This is a genomic window from Magnetococcales bacterium, from assembly GCA_015231925.1.
In the GTDB taxonomy this organism is placed as follows: domain Bacteria; phylum Pseudomonadota; class Magnetococcia; order Magnetococcales; family JADGAQ01; genus JADGAQ01.
The window spans coordinates 38,841-55,100 of sequence record JADGAQ010000006.1; the positions used below are offsets into that span (position 1 = coordinate 38,841).

Sequence of the window (16,260 nt, forward strand, 5' to 3'; positions counted from 1 at the left end):
TTCCTCACTACTTCAGGAGACGTTTCAATGAAAGTAAAAGCTTTTCTTGTTGCCATGGTGTTGGCGCTGTCCATCATGGTCGGTGGAACCTATTCCCAGGATGCCTTTGCCGCTTCCGGAATGCCCTCCTATGATGCGCAGGGCCAATCCCAGGTGCAAAAGGCCAAGAGCAAGAAGCATGTTGCCAAGAAGAACGCCAAGAAGTCCCATGCCAAAAAGGCCAAGAAGTCCGGCGCTGCCAAGAAGGCCCATGCCAAGAAGAAGGCCAAGAAGAAGAGCCGCATGCCCGCCTGAATTCCGCTCCCGGAATCTCTTTCCGGACCATCGCCGCACGGCGATTGGACTCTCCTGGTCGGACTGGAGGCTGATCCAGTCCGACCAGAGGGTCGGATTGACCTCTTTGCAGCCCCGCTCTCTCTCCTGAGCCAAAACGGCGAAGCAATCATTCAAGAAAGATCTGAATGATAAATGGAAAGTCAAAGGATAGAACATTCTCTTTTTTGATAATTAAAAGATAATATATTGAAAATCAAAAGTAACTATTCAGACCCATGAACGGTGCCGCATGATCGTGTCAACGGCGAAAGGAAAAGTCCCGGGGGCGCCCCCTGGACCCCATGGGGTCGGAAGTCAACAGCAAAAGGAAGAGTCCCAGGGCGCTGCCCTGGACCCGTCGGGGGGGATAATCCCCCCCCCGAACCCCCGTATATCTGAATAGTTACAGTCAAAAAATATAAAAATATGTTCCCGCTTGCGGCGGGAACTTTGTAGCGCCCTCTGCTATGCGAAAAAACCTTTCAGAAGTTTCTGTAGATGCAGAACATCCCGTTTGCCCGCCGTCTCCCGAATCGAGTGCATCGCCCAGGTGGGCACGCCCAGATCGACGCCGGGTATGCCCAATGAAGCGGAAAGCACCGGTCCCACCGTCGTGCCGCAGGACATGTCGGCGCGCACGGTGAACTCCTGCAGGGGCAGACCCTCCGTGTAGGCCAGATCCTTGATGCGGGCGGCGGAAAGGGCGTTGGTGGCGTAGCGCAGGCCGGGATGGCGCTTCAGCACCACGCCGGCGTCGAGCCGTGGGCAGTGTTGTTCGTCTTGCAACGACGGGTAGTTGGGGTGGCAGGCGTGGGCGTTGTCCAAAGAGAGCAGCCAGGAGCGGGCCATGGCGCGACTTCGCGAGGATTCCTGGGGAAAGAGTCTGGACACGATGCTTTCGGCAAAGTTGCCGTTGGCCCCATAGGCCGATTGACTGCCGACCTCCTCATGATCGAAGCATCCTCCCATGGCGATGGCTTCTGCGGAGCGGGGATCGTGTTCCTGCAACGCCTTCACGATGGTCCAAACCGACAACAGATTATCGAGACGGGAGCCGACCAGCCATTGCCCGTCGGAACCGGCTTGGGTGGCGGGGTTGACATCGTAAAGGTTCAAATCCCAATCCAGCAGGTCCGCCTCTTCCAGACCGGGATGGGCAGGGGCCAGGATGTGGAACAGCAGGTGGCGCAGGGGAGCGTTGCTTGCGTTCTCCTCGGAAGGATCTCCAGGGAGAAACGGGGCGGAAAGCTCTTCGTGGGGGTTGATCTTGTAGGCGTCGTTCAGGGAACGATTCAGGTGAATGGCCAGATTGGGAATGCGGGTAAGGGGTTGGCGACAGTCCACCAGGGCGTGGCGAAGGCCCCCTTCCGGGTGTCGCAGGTAGACGATACCGGCCAGGGAGAGGTCACGATCGAACCAGGAGGAGAGGATGACGCCACCATAGACCTGCAGGTCGAAGACCAGCCAGCCGCGTTTTATTTTCAGGGCATTGGCTTTGGGTTTGAGGCACGGGCTGTCGGTGTGGGCCACCGCCAGGTGGATCGGGCAGGGTGCGGGGGATTGGCGCGGCATGATCCAGGCCATGAAGGAGCTGTGGCCGCGTACCACGACATAACGGCCTTCGGGGCGCAGGGACCAGTCGTCTTCTTCCCGCAGGCGGACGAAGCCGGAGCGGGTCAGCAGATCAAGGCTGGTCTCGACGGCGTGGTAGGGGGTGAGGGAGCGGTTGAGGAAATTCAGAAGTTCCTGGAGCATGGAATGGCCCGGGAAAATAAGAGTTAAGAAAGTGTGATAGATGAGTTTTTAAGGCATGCGGGGGTCCGGGGGGGCTAGCCCCCCCGGCGGGGTTCGGGGCAGCGCCCCGAGGTGTTGACGTTGCCGTAGCGGGTCGAAGCCAAAAGGAGAAATGCCCAACGTCGCATTGTCTCCAAACCCTGTCCTCACTTCGACCCGCCGGAGGGGGCCAGGGGAGGGTCTCATCCTCCCCATCCGTAAAACGTGCCCATTCCGCCATCGTTCGGGTTTTTCAAGAACAAGGGGTGCTCCGAACAACCCCGGCGATGTCCGGGTGGTGACTTCGAGGATGGGGAGGATAAGGCCCTCCCCTGGCCCCCTCCGGCGGGTCGAAGTGGTTACGAAGATCGTGTAGGGAACCCGATTGGTGCGCTTTCCTTTTGGCTTCAACCCACCAAAGGCCAAGTCAACACCTCGGGGCGCTGCCCCGAACCCCGCCGGGGGGATTATCCCCCCCCCGGACCCCCGTATTTCCTGGCTGTTCACTTCACTCAGTGGCGCTCGGTGTGGAAGAACTCCACCTGTTGGCGCAACATGTCCGCCTGCCCGGACAGCTCTTCCGCCGTGGCGGCCAACTCTTCCGCCGTTCCGGCGTTGCTCTGAATGGCCTGATCGAGCTGCTGGATGGCGGCGTTGATCTGGGCGATGCCCTGACTCTGCTCGTTGCTGGAGGCCGAAATCTCCTGCACCAGTTCAGCGGTGCGCTGAATGTCGGGCACCAGTTGGCCGATGATCTCACCCGCCTGTTCCGCAATGGCCACGCTGGAAGCGGAAATCTGCCCGATCTGTCCCGCAGCGGCCTGACTGCGCTCCGCCAGCTTGCGCACTTCCGCCGCCACCACCGCGAAGCCTTTGCCGTGTTCACCGGCCCGTGCCGCCTCGATGGCGGCATTGAGGGCCAACAGATTGGTCTGCCGCGAGATCTCCTCGATGACCGAGATCTTGTCGGCAATCTCCTTCATGGCCGTCACCGCCTGGGAGACGGCGTTGCCGCCCTCCACCGCGCTTTGCGCCGCTTTGGCCGAGATGCCCGCCGTCTCCTGGGCATGGTCGGAGTTCAGCTGAATGCGACTGGTCAGCTCCTCCACCGACGCGGAGGTCTCCTCAATGGAAGCAGCCTGACTGGAAGCGGCGTCCGAGAGCCCGTTGACGTTGGCCGTCAGCTCGTTGCTGCCGTCGGCCACGGCATCGGCGGCGTTGCGCACCTCGCTGACCACCTTGTTGAGCCGCATGGTCATGCTGTTGAGGGTGCTGACCAGTTGCCCCGCCTCATCCTGACGATTGCCCACGCTGATGGTGCAGCAGAGATCCCCCTGCTCGACCTTTTTGGCGTAATCGACGCATTTCAGGATCGGCGCGATGATGGAGCGGGCCAGCAGCGGCGCCAGAACCAGTCCGACCACGATGGCCACCAGGGTCATGCCGATCACCCCGGAATGGGTGGAGGCGGCCCTTTTCAACATGACCTCTTCCGACATCATGTTGTCGTTGGTCAGCTTGACCAGCTCGCGCAGGTTTTTCTGCACTTCGGAGAGGTTGGCCTGGGTCTGTTCGGCGAAGATCTTTTTGGCTTCGGACTTGCCTTTGAGGTTTTCCTGGGCCCGGGCCTGCATCTTGGAGAGGATCTCCCGGGTTTCGGCCAGGGCCTTCTGGATATTGGCCATGAAGAGTTCCCGCGCCTGATCGACGTTGCCGGCGGCCAGAGCGGCTTTCACCTCTCCGCCGGCGGCATGCAGCCGGGCATGGGGCGCCTTGATCTCTTCCAGCATGCGGGCCAGCTCCGGATCGGCCTTGGACATCTTCTCCCCCTCCGGACCGAAGAGGAACTTGCCCAAGCCGCACTGAGTGGGATCCAGCATCACCGTCAACTCCTTCTGACGGTTCAACACGGCGGTTTCCACCTTTTCCGACCAGACCAGATGGTCCACTTCCCGTTTGGTCAGGAAGGGGGGCAACTGTTCGTCGGCGGGCTTGAACTTCTCCTTGATGGTCCGTGCCGAGGCGTGCAGCGCCTTGTGGGGATTTTCCAGATTGTCCAGCACCGGTTTCAGCAGGGGCAGGCGCTCTTCCGCCTGTTTGCGTCCCTCGCCGTAATACCATTTGCCGAAACCGCACTGGGTGTGATCCATCTGCACGGTCAGATCGGCCGTGGGCGAGTCGCTGTTGATGAAGGCGGCGACCTGGTTGGCCCAGTTGAGATGGTCCACCTCGCGTTGCAGGATCTCGCCCTTGAGACGATTGCCACCCACCACCTGCAGCCCGTCGGACACCATCATGGAGATGCCCTGAACGGCCCAATACCCCACGGCCCCGAGCAGAATCAGGACCACGCCGAACCCAAAGAGAACCTTCTTCCCAAGGCCAAGCGAATTCCAACCCATGGGTCTCTCCTCATGTTGCAACAAATTGTAAACAAAGTGTGACAATTGCACATCATCCCATGGTTGGGACGATTTTACCAGCGTTCCCGCTGCAAGAGAGATTCAAACTGTTCGGCAGGGACCGGGGGGCTGATGAAATAACCTTGAATTTCATCACAATTTTGCGAGGCGAGCATCTCCATCTGTTCGGCGTTTTCCACCCCTTCGGCGGTGACTTTCAATTTGAGGGTGTGGGCCATGGCGATGATGGCGGAGGTGATGGCGGCGTCGTCCTGCTTGGTGGTGATGTCGCGCACGAAGGAGCGGTCGATCTTGAGGGTATGGATGGGCAGCCGCTTCAGATGACCGAAAGAGGAGTAGCCGGTGCCGAAATCGTCGATGGCCAGACGGATCCAGCGGGTGCGGAAGTGTTCCAGCGCCTCGATGGTGTGGTTGACGTTGCGCATGACGATCTCTTCCGTCAATTCCAGCTCCAGGCAATCGGAGGGCAGACCGGTTTCCAGCAGGATGTTGTTGACCTGGGGAATCAGATCCTCCCGGTTGAAGAGCTGGTGGGAGAGGTTGACGGAGATGCGGATGGCGCAGAGCCCCTGATCCCGCCAGGAGCGGGTTTGACGACAGGCCTCCCGCAGCACCCAGAGGTCGAGGTCGGCCATGATGCCGATCTCCTGGGCGGTGGGCAGGAAGGCCATGGGTGGCATCATGCGGCCATCCTGGAACCAGCGCACCAGGGCCTCCGCGCCCACGATGCGTCGGGACTCCAGATTGACCCGGGGTTGATAGAAGACGCGGAATTCCTGACGGGCCAGGGCGTGGCGCAGGGCGTTTTCCACGGCCATGCGTTCGTCGGCGCGGGCGTTGAGTTCCGGGTTGTAGAAAAAGATCTGGTTCTTGCCCCGCACCTTGGCGTGCTGCATGGCGATGTCGGCGTGTTTGAAAAGGACATCGGGTTCCAGTCCGCTTTCGGGGAAGAGACTGATGCCGACGCTGCCGGTCAGATAGATCTCCTGTCCCTTGTCCAACGGAATGGGTGCGGCGACGGCATCCATGGCCTTGCGGGAGAAGCGTTGCAGGTCTTCGGGTCGGGCCACGTCCACCAGCAGGACCACGAACTCGTCACCACCGATGCGGGCCACGGTATCACCCTGTCGGATGCAGCACTTCAGGCGGTTGGCCACCTCCTGGAGGATGAAGTCGCCGCTCTGATGTCCCAGAGTGTCGTTGATCACCTTGAAGCGATCCAGCCCCAGATAGCAGATGCCCACCAGACGTTTGGTCCACGGGGCACGGGACAGGGCCTGGGTGAGGCGTTCCAGAAACAGGGTGCGATTGGGCAGTTTGGTCAGAACATCGAAATTGGCCAGGAAGTGCAGTCTCTCCTCGTCGCGTTTGCGTTCGGAAATATCCTGAACCAGGAAAACGGCGCCCAGGGCTTCGCCCTTGCTGTCGGTGAGGATGTTGCAGGAGAGGGAAACCGGAATCTCCTCCCCCTTGTTGGTGCGGAAGTTGGTCTCCAGATTGGAAACGGCCCCCCGGGCGTAGACATCCCGGAAAACCGAAGCCAGCAGCGCCCGGTCGGGAATGAGAAAATCCATGTTCTGCCCGAGCAGTTCGTTTTCTCCGTAACCCAGAATCCGGGTTGCCGCCTGATTGACCTGCTGGATGCGCGCCTGGCGGTTGAGGACGAAGAGAGCGTCGGCGATGGATTGCAGGATGTTGTGTACCAGCTCTTTCTGGATGGTGGAGCTGTCGAGGGCCACGACCATCTGGTTGAAGGTGCGGGCCAGTTGTCCGAGTTCGTCGGTGCCGGGATTGGCAATCTGCACGTCCCGCTGTCCGGAAGCCAGGGCCAGGGCCGCATTGGAAAGCTGACTGACCGGCTTGAGCAGCCTGCGGCTGGTGACATAACCCGCAAGAAGGATGAGAGCCCCGCCACCCAGCCACAGCAGACGCCAAACCTCGTTCCCCTGTTCCATGGTGAACCCGGTCAGGAAGATCGGCAGGGCGGCTGCTGCGAATATGAGGTGCAAGCGGGTCGATATGTTCAAGGATCGCACCTGGCCAGGAAATGACACCAAAGCCCCATTATCCACGAGTCGGGGAAACGAACGCAACGGGCTCTTCTCATGAATCGCCCGTCGGTCGGGCAAAAAGTGTTTCGAAACCCGATCGGAGATGCAAATCCTGTTGAGGGAAGGGAATTTCGATGCCCTCTTCCCGGAAGCGGCGGTTGATGGCGGTATTGAGCCGGTCGGTCATGACCCAGCGCAGGGAGGGGTTGCCCAGAAAGACGCGGAGTTCGAAATCGAGAGAGCTGGCGGCATGGCGCAGGAAATAGGCTTCCGGCGGAGGCTCCTTGAGAACGTCGGTCTGTTCGCGGGCGATGGTCAGCAGCAGGGTGCGCACCAAAACGGGATCGGAGCCGTAGGCCACCCCGATGGGAATCACCACCCGCAGGGTGGTGTTGGCCAGGGTCCAGTTGGTGACCTCCCGGGTGATCAGGTCGCGATTGGGCACCAGCAGCTCCTGATTGTCGGAATTGAGCACGGTGGTGGCGCGGATCTTGATCCGGGTGACCCGGCCGTAGGTGGCGCCGACGGTGATGGTGTCTCCCACCCGGATGGGACGTTCCACCAGGAGGATGATGCCGGAGACGAAGTTGGCCACGATCTCCTGCAGGCCGAAGCCGATGCCGACGGAGATGGCGGCCACCAGCCAGCCGAACTGGGCCAGATCGAGATGGAGAAAGGTGAGGGCGAAGAGGATGCCGGCCAGAAAGACCAGGTAGCGGCTCATGGTGACCACGGCGTAGCGCACGCCGGCGTCCACGGACATGCGGGAGAAGAAGATCAGTTCGAAGAGGCGGGGCAGATGTTTCAACAGCCAGAACATGGTCATCAGCACCAGCACGAAGCCCAGCAGATCGGCCAGAGTGACCAGCATGACCCGGCCATCGGGGGTGGAGGTGCGATAGAGGGTCTGATCCCGAAGGATTTCCAGGGCGCGCTGACCGAGGCCCCAACTGATGGCCAGGATGTAGAAGCCGGCCAGATTGATGAGGAATTGCAGGGAGTGGCTGATCTGCCGGGCCACCTGAGGACGGCTTTCGGAGGGGCGGACCCCGGGGGGGGTCAGCTCCGGGGAGCGTCGCAGGTTGGTCACCACCCGGGAGATCATGGCCTCCACCAGATGGGAGAAGCCGATCATCAGGAAGAGGACCAGGAGGGTGACGAGGCCGTTCTGAGCCAGGTAGATGGCGCCGAAGCGGAATCCGCTGGTCTCCAGGAGCAGAATGGCCACCATGTAGATCAGGGAGAGGGGGTGAATCATGACCCAGTGACGTCCCAAAAACCCCCGTGTTTTGCTTTGAGGTGTGTCGGCCGGGCCGAAGGCGTGCCGGATCAGGGGGGAGCGGGGGCGGATGAGCAGGTGGACGGCAAACATCACGCCGATTTCGAAACAGATGAAACCCAGCCGGGGCAGGGCCTCGAACTGGAAGGGATCGACCCGGAAGATCATCCAGGGCAGCAGACAGACCAGGTAGGCCATCAGCACCACCCGGATGGTGCGGTGCAGCATCAGCGCCAGGGGCGCGGGCAGATCGAACCAGAGGCGGGCCAGTCCGTCGCTGCCCAGAAGAACCCGGTTGGCGGCCCAGAGCAGCCAGAAGAGGGCCAGGTGAATCAACACCTGCTGAATGACGGTGCCGATGGCGGCGGGCAGATCGAGTTCCCGTACCAGGAAGGCGGCGGCCAGCAGATAGAGCGGCGCCAGGCTGACCCAGAGCAGGGAGGAGAGGATGGTGAGCAGACTCTCTTCCTGCGGGGAGTAGCGGAGGGATTCCGCAGGTCGGCGGGCCCTGGGCAGATGCATCTCCAGATGTTTGCGCAGATAGCGCCAGAAGAGGGGCATCACCACGACCAGCAGCACCATGAAGGCGATGAACCGGGCCTCCCGCAGGGTGGAGAGCAGGCGCAGCACGGTTTCGCCCGACAGCACCTGCCGCCACCAGTTGAGGATGGAGTAGGGTTTGGTGGTGGAGAAGATCTCCTGAAAGAGGGTATTGACCGTGGCCAGACCAAGGGGGGGCACATCCTGGATCCAGAAAACCTGGGCCAGCACCAGGGCTTCCAGGTCGTTGAGTACGCCGGCCCGTTGCGCGGGGAAAAGTTCCAGACGACGCATCTGGGAGGTGATCTCCAGCAGAAGCTGCTTCTCCTCTCCCAGCCCCCGGCGGTAGGCATCCGCCAATTGGTCGGCACGGGTGCGGAAGGCGTTCTTGCGTTCTCCGCTCAACACCGACTCGATGAGCGGAATGGAGCGTTGCCATTCGTCCCGCCAGTTGACCAGCAGGGTGTTGATCTCCTGGCTGCGGGTTTGAAAGGCCGGCTGCCGTTCGGCCAGGGTGGGCGGCAGCACATGATCCAGCCCTTTGCGCTGATGGCCCAGATCCCGGAAAGTCTCCTTGAGGCTCTCGGCGGTGGTTTCGCTGCGAATGCCGCCCTGTTTGACCAGGGCATCCAGGGTACGGAGCTGCTCCTGTTCCGCCTCCAGCTGCTTCTCCTGTTCGGAGGTGATGGAGAGGAGGTTGGTGCGTACCGTGTTGAGGTCGGCGATGTGGTGGCGAAGACGGGCCACTTCCGCATCCCAATGGGCCAGAAACTTCTGGTCGGGCTCGGTGGCTTCCTGTTCCAGTCGCTCCTTGCGGGCCAGTTCCGCCAGGGTGTTCTGCAACACGTTTTCCTGGATGCGGTTGAGGGCATCCTGGTAGAGGGCGAAGGCCTTTTCCCGCCACTTCTGCCGCAGACGCGCCGCTTCCAGATTCTGATCCCGCGCCCCCACACTCTCTTTTTCGTACTCCTGTTCCGCTTCCAGCCACTTGACGCGCAGCACCGAGACCTTGGCTTTCAGGGAGGCGTTGCCCGCCTGCAGCGACATCAGATCCCGCATGGCCCCCTGTTCCTTGAGGGCCTGGTTCTGGAAGCGTTCGGCCTCTTTTTCGGCGGTTTTGCGGGTTCCCAGAGCCTCCAGCAGACGTTGCGGCAGACCCTGCAGGAACTGTTGCCTGGCCTCGGCACGGGCGGTCAGCTCGGCGACCTCCCGCACGGCGGCGTCCAACTCATCGTTGAGTTTGCGAAATCCTTCGGGGGTGGGATTCTCCGGCGCCACGGGCGGAGCCCACTCCTCCTGCCGGGCCGTGGCCTGACGGGAGGCGCGGTTGTCGGTGACGACCTCTTTGCGGCTCTTTTCCAGTTCCGCCAGATGCCCGACCACTTCAAGGAGAGAGGTGGTCCATTCCAGGCGTTCCTTCAATACCGCCCGACGCTGCCCGTCGGGGGTGTTGGCGCCGCTCTTGGCGATGGTCTCGATCTCTTTTTCCAAAAGGGCCTTGGCTTCGGCCACCTTTTCGGTGGTCAGCGGATCCTGATTCCAGAAGAGGGCGCCCTGGGGGGAGGTGGGCAGGGTGGGCGAGGCGACAGCCGTGGTTTTTTTGGTTTCTTTGGCTGCGGACTGAACCGGGCTGGCCGGAGTCAGCAGCCACAAAGGCATCCATAACAGCAAAAGCGGCGCGATCTTCTTCAAGGGTGGCTCTCAAACCAGGGGATATCGGCGTTGGGACCGTTTTCGGCCCGAGGCCCCACCGATCCATGGGGGGATTTATAACCCAATTTCCCCGGCAAGTGAATGATTCCCCACGGGGGTTGGAAAACGCAGACGAACCAGCAGTCCCGGTCCGGGGGAAGGCTCCTCGAAGCTGATGCTGCCGCCGCAGCCGGTCATGATGCTCTGGCAGATGGTCAACCCCAACCCGAAGTGGCCTTCGTCACCTTTGGTGGTGAAAAAGGGTTCCAGAACCTGATAGCGCAACTCCGGCGGGATGCCCGGCCCGTGATCCCTCACCTCCACCACCACCCAATCGCCTTCCCGATGGCCGGCAATGGCCAGTTCGCTTCCCGGTGGCGAGGCGTCGGCGGCGTTTTGCAGCAGATTGACGAACAACTGTTCCAGTTTGGCGAAGATGCCGTGAAGAAGGAGATTTTCCTCAATCAGCGCCTTGTGCACCACAAACGGGGACAGTTTGAATTCCAGAAGTGTCAACGCCCCTTCCAGAACCTCATCCAGGCTGACCGGTCCGCCATCTTCCGTTTCCGCCCGGGAGAAACTCAGCAGCTCCCGGGAGAGGGCGATGGCCTTGTTGATGTTGCGTTCCACGACCTCCAGGCGGCTGTGCAGTTCCGGACCGGCTTCGGCAGGGAGCTGGGATCGCATCAGTTGCAGGTTCATGGCGGCATTGGCCAGGGGATTATTGATCTCGTGAGCCAGGCCGCAGGCCAGTCGTCCCGAAGAGGAGAGCCGCTCCTTGCGCAAAGCCAGTTGTTCCACGTCGCGACGCTCCCGTAGCGAGCGGATCAGAATCTGCAGACTGGTCAGCATCTGGCCGACTTCGAGAGCGGCATGGTTTGGCAGACTTTCCAGGTGCGCTTCTCCCGTCGCTAGGCGACGGCAAGCCGCACTCATCTGCCGCAAGGGGAGTTGTACGGAACGATGCAGGTAGAGGAAAAGGGCGATGCCACTGGCCAGACAGAGGAGCCATACGGCGGCGACGGCGAAGGTGAAACGGGTTTGAACCTCCTTTTGTGCGGCGGACCAGTGCGCCACCTGCCGTTCCCCTTCGTCCACCGCGTCCAGCACGGCTTTGGTCAGGGTGTGGAGGCCGTTGCGAATCGCCTGTTCCTGCTCCCTGGGAAAGCAGGTTTCCTTGTCGGTAGGCCCCCGGATCAGATGTTTTTCCAAATGGGTGGCCCAGGCTTCTTCCGTGGTTCGGATCCAGGCCACGGCCTGTTTCAGTTTGTCGAATTCGGCAAGGTTTCCGATTTCGTAGACGTGGTGGGTTACCAGGGCCATGGCTTCACGAGTATCCAGATGCAGGTGTTTGATCTCTTCACGGAAGAGATCCTCGTCGTGAAACATCAGGAAGCCTTCCGTGGAGGCGGGTCGGGGGGAGGCGAAGTCGTGACTGAGTTCGAAAAGAGTGCTTTCCAGGCGGGAGAGGGTTTGCAGCAGTGGCATATGGAAGGAGGTCAGGCGCCGGATCTGCTCCTGCCGGGTGGCGAACTGTTCGAAGGAGAACCAGGCCAGCAGAGCCAGCAGAACGAGATTGGCGCCGAAGGTGAAATAGAGTTTGAAGGAGAGGGTGTTCATGAGTCGCCTCAGTACCCGCCAGGAGGGTGGGTCATGTAAAATTGCGTTAACAAAACAGGCTCGAATTATAAGTATTATTTACCTTAATTTCATGAAACTTTCCTCTATCATCAATGAGAATGCAGGAGATCCTATCACACGCTTGCCAGAAACCAGAGGGGAGTAGACATGGAACTCGCCAAACGGCGTTTTGTGGCTAAGAAACAGGGTATTCACTGGCAAATCATCCCTTCCGGCGAGGCGATCTCTCCACAGTCTCCCTCGGAAAAATCCTCTCTTTTCCCGTCGGTTTCGTCGTTGCCCCTGATGCGGGAGGATACTCCTTTTGCCATCGTGGGGGCCACGGGTGGTTTCAGCAGGCGCACCCTGCGCCTTTACCACCTCCGTCCGGCAAGTCAGAAATCAGGATAACGTTCTGGGGAAACAGATCATTTTTCATCGCAACCCCCGCCGATGTCAATCTTCCCGGGGAGGCTATTCCCCGGGACAGGGGTATTTTTTCGAAAAATGTTAATTCAAATTTCGGTATATGCATATTAACGAAACAATAATTTACATTCACAATAAAAGCATCCAGAGGCTATGTTTGCCCAGGGAGGATCGAGAGAAGAGGCATCGTGCATGGGATTCGAGGCCATTCTCTCACTGGGAAAAACAGCTGCCGGGCAGGGTGCCACCCCTGGAAAATGGGAATAAAACACCCCATTTGCCCGGTAAACCGGGAGACAACATACTCTATGGATATATCATCGCTGTCGGCGGAATGGGCTGGGCTGCTTGCTTCGGAGCATTTTGGGGAAACGGTCGTTCGATTCCTTGCGCAGGTGATCTTTCTGTCCATGTCGGCCTTTTTTTCCGGGTCGGAGGTGGCCCTCTTTTCTCTGAGCCGTCTGGATCTCAGCAAACTGCGCTCCTCCCGAGATCCGGCGGCGGAGCCGATTCATCGCATGTTGAAGGAACCCCGCAGTTTGATCATCTCCATCCTCTGCGGCAACGAGTCGGTCAACATCGCCTCCTCGGCCAACATGGCGGCCTTCCTGCTGCTCTTCTTCTCCGAGGAGCAGACCCGATGGATCAATCTGGTGATCATGGTTCCGGTGTTGCTGCTGGTGGGTGAGGTGACCCCCAAAACCGTGGCCATCACCATGCCGGTGCTTTTCGCCAGCCGGGTTACCGCTTGGATCATGCCCACCTGGATTCTGATCGTCACCCCGGTGCGCAAAGTGGTGCGCGTGGTGGCCGACAGCGTGACCACCTTCATCGTCGGCAAGCCGGTGGCCCAGGAGAACATCCTGCACACCGACGAATTCCGCACCCTGGTGGAAGAGGGTGAAGCCGCCGGGGCCATCGATCCCCGGGAGGGCATCCTCATCGGCAACATGCTGGAGGCCTCCGAGACCGAGGTCATCCAGATCATGACCCCCTGCACCCGCATGAACTATCTCGACGCGGACAAACCCCTGGTACAGATCCTGGAGGATTTCCGCCGCTTCAAGCATCCCCACATGCCGGTAATCCGCAAGCATCGCAACAATATCCTGGGCTTTCTGGAAACCGAGGATATCCGCAAACTGCTTGCCCTCAAGCCCGATTTTTCCAGACTGCGCATCGATGACCTGTTGCGTCCCGCCCATTTCGTGCCACCGAACAAGAAGGTGGACGAGATGTTCGACTACTTCCGCCACCACGATACCTGGGCCGCCATCGTATTGGGCGAGTATGGCGATGTTTTCGGCATCGTCACCATCGCCGACGTGCTTGGTTTCGTGTTCAGCGGCATATCCCAGAAGATCGATGCCCTGGGGCAGCACGTCAAAAAGGATGAACAGGATCTCCACCGGGTGCGGGGGGACATGAGCATCATCCTGTTCAACGATATGACCCGGATCGAGGTCGATGTTCCCGAGGATACCATGATCACCACGGTGGGTGGTTATGTGTTCCATCTGTTGGGTCGCCTGCCCCAGGTGGGGGATGAGGTGGAAGAGGACGGGGTTCGTTTCGTGGTGACGGAGATGGATAACCTGATGATCAAATCCGTGGAGGTGTGCCGGGTCAAGCCTCGGAATACCGCTGCGGGCACGCCTTCCGGGGAGCTTCCCGACGCAACGCCGAACCCGACCGAGACGGTTTCCGACGCCGGAAACGAAACGGTTGCGGCTTCGTCCGATCACTGACCCTGCAAAGGCGAAACGACAATGGAAACTTATATCGAAATTCTGGTGATCGTGGTCTTGATGGCGCTCAAGGGCTTTTTTTCCGGTTCGGAAATCGCCATCGTCAACTCCGACAAGATCAAGATGCGCCATCGGGCCAAAATGGGCCACAAGGGCGCCACCCTGTTGCTGAAACGTTTCCAGAATCCCGACATCATTCTGGGTACCACCCTGATTGGCACCAACGTGGCCACGGTGGGTGTCTCCACCCTGGGCACCCTGCTCTTCATCGATCTCTTCGGGCAGGGCGGCGATATGCTGGCGGTACTCTTCTTCACCCCCTTCATGCTCATCTTCGGCGAAATCGTGCCCAAGAGCATCTACCAGCAGAAGGCCAACACCATCGCCTCCATCATCATCTTTCCCTTGACCTTCATGACTTATGTACTTTATCCGTTCATCTTCGTCTTTAGCCGTTTTGCGCGTTTCTTCACCAAGATGGTATCCGGCAAAAGCACCACCCGTTCTCCCTACATCACCCGAGAAGAGATTCGCAGTCTGCTGGACATGCCAGAATCCAGCAGTGCCACCGAAGATGAAGACCGCCGCTTCGACAAGGAGCGGGTGCGCAGCATCATTCGTTACGCCGAAACCAATGTCGGTTCCGCCATGATTCCCCTGTCCGATATCCACGGCATCGCGGTGGATGCGAGCATGGAGGAGGCCATGGCCCTTTCGGCGGCCAACAATATCAGCCGGGTTCCCGTCTACAGCGGAAATCTGACCAACATTGTGGGCATTCTCACCCTCAAGACGTGGGATCTCATGGACGAAACCCTACCGCAACAGAAAATTGCCGATCGTCTGCAGCCGGCCATCTTCATTCCGCCCCGGCAGACCATTCATGAGATTCTGCCCACCCTGCTGGTGCGCAACGACCGCATGGCGGTGGTGGTGGACGAGTTCGGATCCGCCATGGGCATGTTGTTCCTGGAGGATCTCTTCATGGAGGTCATCGGGGACATGCCGGAAGGGGATAAACGCAGTGGCGGTCCGGGTGCGAGCGGGCAGAAGAACAGCCAGATCAAAACGGTGGGCGAAGATGTCTACGAAGTCTCCGGACGTATGCCCATCACCGAACTCAACGAGGAGCTCAATACTCAACTGCCGGTGGAGGAGGCCTATACCGTGGCGGGCCTGCTGGTCAACCGCATGCGCACGATTCCCAAACAGGGCTCTTCCCTGGTGATACAGGGGCTTTTGTTCGAGGTCATGGAGACTGACGGTCGAGCCGTGACCAAAGTCTCTCTGCAACGGGTTTGATTCGGAAGGGTGTTCCGGTAGAATTGCGCCGCAGCATTTCCTTCGCGTGAAGTGAGTACGGCCATGGCGGCAATTCTGGTTGTGGATGACGATGTGGATTTCCGCCATACTTTGGTGGAGCTGCTGCGCAATGCTTCCCACGAGGTTTGGGAAGCGACCTCGGGGCGGCAAGCCCTGGAGTTGGTCTCCCGGAATGCTTTCCACCTGATTCTTCTCGACCTGGTGATGCCGGGCATGGATGGGTTGGAGACGTTGCGGGAACTGCGGCAGCGGGACCACCAGGCCAAGGTTATCCTGCTCACCGCTTTTTCCACGGTGGAAACAGCGGTGAGCTGCATCAAACTGGGGGCTTCCGACTATCTGTCGAAACCTTTCGCCATCTCCGAGTTTCTGACGCTGGTGGGCCGCACTCTGGAGGAGCGCCGTTTCGAGGAGATGATCGGCGCCATGGACATGGGAGGGGTGTTGGCTTGCCTGGCCCATCCCCTGCGCCGCGCCATTCTGGAGCGGCTGACCCGCAACGACAATCTGCGCCTGTCCGTTCTCATGCGTGAACTGGCCATCAATGATCACGCCAAGCTCACCTTTCACCTGAAACACCTGCTGGAACATGAAGTGATCCTCAAGACCCCGGAGCGTACCTACCGCCTGACGCCCCAGGGCAGAGAGCTTCTGGGGGGCATGCGTCAACTGCTTTTTCGCATGGGCCACTCTCCCAAGAGTTGATCTTGTCAGGCAAATTACTGGATCATCCGCATTCTGTTGACCGGTTCATGGCACTGCCCTGGGGCTTTGCCCTCTATTACCATTCCTTTCTTCTCTCAGGCTTGCCCAGCTCACGGGCGGGATCTTTTCCCGAGGGGTTCGGGAACGAGCCCCTGGCGCCGTAATTCCATTTCTGTTTCATTCGTTCATTAATACGGGGGTCCGGGGGCGATTATCGCCCCCGGCGGAGGTTGGACTCGGGCCATCCATGGCCCTCGCCCTTCGGGCGCCGCTTTGCGGCGTCCAATTCGGCTTTCCTGCCGAATTGTGGAGGCGGAGCCTCCAAGGTTCTGTTTTTGGTTTTCTCTTGTTCTTTTATTCCC

The 16,260-nt window shown here is 59.9% G+C and carries 10 protein-coding genes; 5 read left to right on the forward strand and 5 right to left on the reverse strand.

Annotation, left to right across the window (positions count from 1 at the left end):
* Window positions 1-27 precede the first annotated feature (27 nt).
* The gene (locus HQL56_01640; protein ID MBF0308215.1) at window positions 28-294 is read left to right on the forward strand and encodes a hypothetical protein; all 267 of its coding nucleotides are present in this window, start codon (window positions 28-30) and stop codon (window positions 292-294) included.
* 486 nt (window positions 295-780) lie between these two features.
* Here HQL56_01640 and HQL56_01645 read toward each other — a convergent pair whose 3' ends face one another.
* The 5 genes from HQL56_01645 to HQL56_01665 form a co-directional block, all read right to left on the reverse strand.
* Window positions 781-2,070, reverse strand: coding sequence for a M18 family aminopeptidase (locus HQL56_01645; GenBank protein ID MBF0308216.1), 1,290 nt, complete (start codon window positions 2,068-2,070; stop codon window positions 781-783).
* Between the two features lie 530 nt (window positions 2,071-2,600).
* Window positions 2,601-4,490 (reverse strand): CZB domain-containing protein, encoded by a 1,890-nt coding sequence (locus tag HQL56_01650; GenBank protein ID MBF0308217.1) that lies wholly within the window; start codon window positions 4,488-4,490, stop codon window positions 2,601-2,603.
* Between the two features lie 74 nt (window positions 4,491-4,564).
* Window positions 4,565-6,538 (reverse strand): EAL domain-containing protein, encoded by a 1,974-nt coding sequence (locus HQL56_01655; GenBank protein ID MBF0308218.1) that lies wholly within the window; start codon window positions 6,536-6,538, stop codon window positions 4,565-4,567.
* 76 nt (window positions 6,539-6,614) lie between these two features.
* Window positions 6,615-10,073, reverse strand: coding sequence for a mechanosensitive ion channel (locus HQL56_01660; GenBank protein ID MBF0308219.1), 3,459 nt, complete (start codon window positions 10,071-10,073; stop codon window positions 6,615-6,617).
* Window positions 10,074-10,148: 75 nt separating this feature from the next.
* Window positions 10,149-11,693: a hypothetical protein gene (locus tag HQL56_01665; GenBank protein ID MBF0308220.1), complete on the reverse strand. Its 1,545-nt coding sequence runs from the start codon at window positions 11,691-11,693 to the stop codon at window positions 10,149-10,151.
* A 168-nt stretch (window positions 11,694-11,861) separates the two neighbouring features.
* Here HQL56_01665 and HQL56_01670 point away from each other — a divergent pair, with 168 nt between their 5' ends.
* From HQL56_01670 to HQL56_01685, 4 genes are all read left to right on the forward strand, one after another.
* On the forward strand, window positions 11,862-12,104 hold the full coding sequence (locus tag HQL56_01670) for a hypothetical protein (GenBank protein MBF0308221.1): 243 nt from the start codon (window positions 11,862-11,864) through the stop codon (window positions 12,102-12,104).
* A gap of 428 nt (window positions 12,105-12,532) precedes the next feature.
* Entirely contained in the window at window positions 12,533-13,870 is a 1,338-nt protein-coding gene (locus tag HQL56_01675) for an HlyC/CorC family transporter (GenBank protein ID MBF0308222.1), read from the forward strand.
* Window positions 13,871-13,891: 21 nt separating this feature from the next.
* Window positions 13,892-15,172, forward strand: a complete 1,281-nt coding sequence (locus HQL56_01680) for an HlyC/CorC family transporter (GenBank protein MBF0308223.1) — start codon at window positions 13,892-13,894, stop codon at window positions 15,170-15,172.
* A gap of 63 nt (window positions 15,173-15,235) precedes the next feature.
* Window positions 15,236-15,898: a response regulator gene (locus HQL56_01685; protein MBF0308224.1), complete on the forward strand. Its 663-nt coding sequence runs from the start codon at window positions 15,236-15,238 to the stop codon at window positions 15,896-15,898.
* Window positions 15,899-16,260: the final 362 nt, after the last annotated feature.